General features: G+C 44.5%; 1 protein-coding gene. It reads left to right on the top strand.

The annotated features are described in order from the left end of the window. Positions 1 to 221: 221 nt before the first annotated feature. Positions 222 to 665: hypothetical protein (locus E1189_RS02835; RefSeq protein ID WP_155158543.1), on the top strand; the 444-nt coding region annotated here is incomplete at its 3' end.

Below are 665 nucleotides of genomic sequence, written 5' to 3'. Positions count from 1 at the left end.
CCATCGAAATCACAGAGTAGACACTCAAGAAGCTATACAAAATTTTCGGAACCGGCAGGTGCAGCAGCGCAAAGTATGCCCAAAATACTTCAGGCGTTTCAGGATCTTCATTTTCCGACTCCCTTACCATCAGGGCTATCAGGAAAAACAGAGCCTTGAGTGAGGTTCAGAAGGATCAGTAACTATACTGCTGAGCCACCCTACATGATGGTATCTGAGTTATGTCTCCTTCGATACTGCCTCACAGTGAAAACATACGACAAAGGTTGATGTTTCAAACCGTATTATTTTTCCTGCTGATTGCAGCCTTGTGTTCTTTTGCTTACAGCAGCAGTGAAGGCAAGTTCAAAAAAAAATACACCCGACTAGTGGATGAGGAGGAGTATGACGGACAGCCAGAATCTCCCCCCGTTTATAGTGAAGCTGCCGGGGTAGAATACCTTGAAGTTGATAGTCACAAATATCGAATACAGTTCATGGGCGATATTTCTGTTTCAACAAGCAGCGAATATCTGGGACATCAGTATTCAGAGATAACTTACGGAGATATTGACTCCCCAGCGAATTATCCTCCTGGCAGCTACTTCAAAACCCGGGCCACTTTCTCTGCCGTGAAACATGATTGGAGCCATGGCGGGCGTTACAGTATAGATATATGGTTTTTT

This window comes from Parendozoicomonas verongulae (assembly GCF_009711465.1).
In the GTDB taxonomy this organism is placed as follows: domain Bacteria; phylum Pseudomonadota; class Gammaproteobacteria; order Pseudomonadales; family Endozoicomonadaceae; genus Sansalvadorimonas; species Sansalvadorimonas verongulae.
This window is presented reverse-complemented; position numbering and strand designations above follow the sequence as displayed.